General features: G+C 73.2%; 1 protein-coding gene. It reads right to left on the bottom strand.

The window, feature by feature from the left end; all coding sequences use genetic code 11:
• Positions 1 to 5,250, bottom strand: a 5,250-nt coding sequence (locus ACVV2G_RS33115) for a type I polyketide synthase (protein ID WP_453846466.1), incomplete at both ends; no start/stop codon positions are given.

The raw sequence follows: 5,250 nt of genomic DNA, 5'->3' as shown, positions 1-5,250 counted from the left end.
CGGGCAGGCGCGTCAGCCTCGGCACCAGCACCGCGCCCCCACGCACCGCGACCTCCGACTCACCCGAGACCACCGCACCCACAGCAGCGTCCACATCAGCCGACGCCTGCACGTCAACGTCCGAGTCCAGGTCCAGGTCCACCAGGGCGAACCGGCCCGGATTCTCCGCGAGCGCCGCACGCACCAGACCCCACACCGGAGCCTGCACCACATCACCCGCGCCAGCCGAACCACCCGCACCCACCGGCATCGCACCCCGCGTCACCACCACCAGACGCGAACCCGCGAACCGCTCACCGGCAAGCCACTCCTGCACCACACCCAGCACCCGGTCCAACACCGACCGCACACCGGCAGGCACATCCACAGATCCGTCCGGCAGACGAGAAGCGTCGGACGCACCGAGCGCACCGCAGTCCAGAACCACCGCGCCCGGCACGACCGCATCGGAGGCCTCGGCGACCCCGCTCCACGGGAGCCAGTGTGCGTCCGCCACGCCGTTCCCGGCGGCCGGAACCCATGTGATGCCGTACAGTGCGCCCGTCTCGCCCGGCACCGCGCCGAGCTGCTCGGTGGAGACCGGGCGGCCCACCATGGAGCCGACCGTCAGGACCGGCGCACCGGTCACGTCGGCGATCCGGATGTCCATGCCGCCGTCGTCGGCGGTGGCGATCCGGACGCGGACGGCGGCGGCGCCGACCGCGTGCAGGGCGACCCGGTTCCAGGCGAACGGAATCACCGTGCCGCCGGCGCCGTCCTCGGGGGCGGGGCCGGCGCTGTCGTTGAGGATCGCTGCGTGCATCGCGGCGTCCAGCAGGGCCGGGTGCAGACCGAACCGGCCCGCCTCGTCCGACGCCTCCTCCGGAAGCGCCACCTCGGCGAACAGCTCCTCACCCCGACGCCAGGCCGCACGCAGCCCCCGGAACACCGGCCCGTACCCGTACCCACGCTCCCGGAAGACCTCGTACGCCGCCTCCACCGCCAGTGCCTCGGCACCCGCCGGCGGCCACTGCTCGTCCAGCCCGGCCGGTGCGGACTCGACGGCCGTGTCCGTCAGCAATCCCGTGGCGTGGGTGGCCCAGTCCTGTCGGGTGCCCTCGGGACGGGAGTAGACGGCGACGGTGCGGCGTTCGGCGGTGCGCGGTCCGACGATCACACGGACCTGGACGCCTCCCCGCTCGGACAGCACCAGCGGTGCCGCCAGGGTCAGCTCCTCCAGGGTGGCGCAGTCGACGGCCTCGCCGGCCGCCAGGGCGAGTTCGACGAGGACGGCGCCGGGCAGCAGGATCCGGCCGAGGACCACGTGGTCGGCGAGCCAGGGCTGTGCCTCCACCGACAGCCTGCCCGTCAGCACCGCACCGCCGGAGTCCGGCAGCGACACCACCGCGCCCAGCAGGGGGTGGTCGGCGGCATCGAGTCCGGCCCCCTCCGTCGCCGCGGGAGCCGCGCCGGTCGCGGCGAGCCAGTAGCGCTGCCGCTGGAAGGCGTACGTCGGCAGGTCGACGGCGCGGGCGCCGGTCCCGGCGAAGAAGCCGGACCAGTCGAGCGCGGTGCCCGCGGCGTGCAGGTGAGCGAGCGCGGTGAGGAGGACGGCCGTCTCGTCGCGGCCCTTGCGGGCCGTCGGCACCAGCAGGACGCCCGCGTCCTCGGAACGGTCGAGGCAGGTGCGGGCCATTCCGGTCAGGACCGCCTCGGGGCCGATTTCGACGCAGCGGTCCACTCCGGCGGCGCGAAGCGCGCGGACGCCGTCGGCGAACCGGACGGCCTGGCGGACGTGGGTCACCCAGTAGTCCGGCGTGGTCAGTTCACCGGCCAGTGCGATCCGGCCGGTCACATTGGACACCACCGGCAGCCGCGGCTCACCGAACGACAGCCCCGCCACGACCTGGCGGAAGGCATCGAGCATCGGCTCCATCAGGGGTGAGTGGAACGCGTGCGAGACGCGGAGCCGGCTGACCCTGCGTCCCCGCTCCCGGAACACCTCGGCGACCGCCTCGACGGCCCCCTCGACCCCGGAAACGACGACCGACGACGGACCGTTGACCGCAGCGACCGACACACCCTCGAGGGACACCAGGTGCTCAAGCACCTCCGCCTCGGTGGCCTCCACCGCCACCATCGCACCACCCGCGGGAAGCTCCTGCATCAACCGGCCACGAGCCGCCACCAGAGCGCAGGCATCCGCGAGCGACAACACCCCGGCCACATGCGCCGCCGCCACCTCACCGACGGAGTGGCCGGCCACGAAGTCGGGAGTGACACCCCAGGACGCCAGGAGCCGGTACAGGGCCACCTCGACGGCGAACAGACCCGCCTGCGCGTACGCGGTGCCGTCGAGGACCGACTCGTCCTCGCCCCACACCACCTCACGCAGCGGTCGCTCCACGTGTTCGTCGAGCCCCGCGCACACCGCGTCGAAGGCCTGCGCGAACACCGGGAAGTTCTCGTACAGCCCACGCCCCATGCCCAGCCGCTGGGAGCCCTGGCCCGAGAAGAGGAACGCGGTCGTACCGGCGGATCGGGCCTCGCCGGTGACCACTCCGGGGACGTCCGTGCCTTCGGTGAGGGCACGGAGCCCGGCCAGCATCTCGTCGCGGCCGGTGCCGAGCACCACCGCGCGGGACTCCAGTGCAGTGCGGGCGGTGGCCAGCGCGTACGCCGTGTCCAGGGGACGGTCGTCGGGGCGCGCCGTCACGTGGTCGAGCAGCCGGGCGGCTTGGGCGCGCAGCGCCTCGGGGGTCGCCGCGGACAGCGTCCACGGCAGGACGGCGGGTGCCCGGTGCTCGCCGGCGGGGCCCGTTTCCGCTTCGGGGCGCGGTGCGTCGGCGGCCTGGGCGGGGCTCTGTTCCAGTACGACGTGGGCGTTGGTGCCGCTGAGGCCGAACGCGGAGACACCGGCCCGGCGCGGTCGGCCGGTGGCCGGCCACGGCCGTTCCTCGGTGACCAGTTCGGCGCGGCCCTCGGTCCAGTCGACGTGCGGCGAGGGACGGTCGACGTGCAGGGTGCGCGGCACCGTGCCGTGTTCCATCGCCATGACCATCTTGATGACACCGGCGACACCGGCGGCTGCCTGGGAGTGGCCGATGTTCGACTTGACCGAGCCGAGCAGCAGCGGCCGGTCCTCCGGTCGGTCCTGGCCGTACGTGGCGAGGAGTGCCTGAGCCTCGATCGGGTCGCCGAGCGTGGTGCCCGTGCCGTGTGCCTCCACCACGTCCACTTCGGACGCGGCGACTCCGGCGCCCCGCAGCGCCTGGCGGATCACACGCTGCTGGGAGGGCCCGTTGGGTGCGGTCAGGCCGTTGGAGGCGCCGTCCTGGTTGACGGCCGTGCCCTTGACGACGGCTAGCACCCGGTGTCCGTTGCGCACCGCGTCCGAGAGACGCTCGACCAGGAGCACGCCGACGCCCTCGGACCAGCCGACGCCGTCCGCCGCGCCCGCGAACGCCTTGCAGCGGCCGTCGACGGACAGACCCCGCTGGCGGCTGAACTCGACGAACATGCCGGGCGTCGACATCACGGTGGCGCCGCCGGCCACGGCGAGCGAGCACTCACCCGACCGCAGCGCCTGCACCGCCAGGTGCAGCGCGACGAGCGAGGACGAGCAGGCGGTGTCGACGGTGACGGCCGGGCCTTCCCAGCCGTAGGTGTACGAGAGCCGACCGGACGCCACGCTGCCGCCGGCGGTGCCGGAGGGCGAGACGTTGAGCGCGTAGTCGTGGTACATCACGCCGGCGAAGACACCGGTCCGGCTGCCCCTGAGCGAGGCCGGGTCGATGCCCGCCCGCTCCAGGGCCTCCCACGAGGTTTCGAGCAGCAGGCGCTGCTGCGGGTCCATGTACAGGGCCTCACGGGGTGAGATGCCGAAGAAGCCGGGGTCGAACTGGGCCGCGTCGTGCAGGAAGCTGCCGCGGCGCGTGTAGCTCTTGCCCTCCTTGCCCGGCTCCGGGTCGTAGAGGTCCTCGACGTCCCAGCCCCGGTCGTCCGGGAGGTCGGAGACCGTGTCGGCACCGTCCATGACCAGGCGCCACAGCTGCTCGGGGGTGGTCACCCCACCCGGGTAGCGGCAGGCCATGCCGATGATGGCGATGGGCTCGTCGTCGGTGGGCCGTCCGGCGTCCGTACGGGCCGGGCCGGCCGCTCGTGCGGTCCCGCTGCCGTCGAGCCGGGACAGGATGTGTTCGGTGACGGCGAGGGCGTTGGGGTGGTCGAAGACCAGGGTGGCCGGGAGCCGGAGCCCGGTCAGGGTGTTGAGCTGGTTGCGCAGCTCGGTGGCGGCCAGCGAGTCGAAACCCAGCTCCTGGAAAGCCCGGTCGGCACCGACCGCCTCCGCCGAACCATGCCCGAGCACCGACGCCACCTGCTCCCGCACCAGCCGCAGAACCGCACGCCGCCGCTCACCCTCCGCAAGCGCCGCCAGCCCCCGCCCCGGCGAGTCCGCACCCTTCACTCCCGCCGCCGAAACCCCTGCCGCGGCTGCCGTGCGCCTCACCGGGGCCAGCGCCCTCAGCAAGGCGGGCACCTCATCGGTACGGGCACGCAAAGCCGCGGTGTCCACCCGCAACGGCACGACCGTCGCCTCCCCACGACCCAGACCCCGCGCGAACAACGCCAGACCCGCATCACCGGAAAGCACCGGCAGACCCTGCACAGCCATCCGCCGCCGGTCCACCTGCGACAAGTACTGCCCCAGACCCGCACCCACATCCCAGAACCCGTACGCCATCGACGTCGCCACCAGACCCTCGGCCCGACGCCGCGCCGCCAACGCGTCCAGGAACACATTCGCCGCCGCATAGTTGCCCTGCCCGGCCGTCAACACCAGACCACCGGCCGAAGAGAACAACACGAACGCCGCCAACTCCACACCCAAGGTCGCCTCATGCAGCCACCACGCCGCATCGGCCTTCGGCCCCAACACCCCATCAAGCCGCTCCGACGACAACGCACCCACCAGCCCGTTGTCCCCCACACCGGCCGCATGCACCACCGCCAGCAGACCACGATCCGCCACCAGCGACTCCACCAGCCCCCGCACAGCCCCACGATCGGACACATCACAAGCCAGCACCTGCGCCTCGGCACCCGACTCCCGCAACTCCGACACCAAATCCGCCGCACCCGGCGCATCCGGACCACGCCGCGAGACCAACACCACGTCCCGCACCCCACGCTCGGCCACCAAATACCGGGCCACCACAGCACCGAGACCGCCCGTACCACCCGTGACCAACACCGCACCCGAACCGTCCA

The organism is Streptomyces sp. JK94 (genome assembly GCF_053613315.1).
Note: the sequence above shows the minus strand (reverse complement) of the source record. Positions and strands in the feature narration are given on the sequence as shown.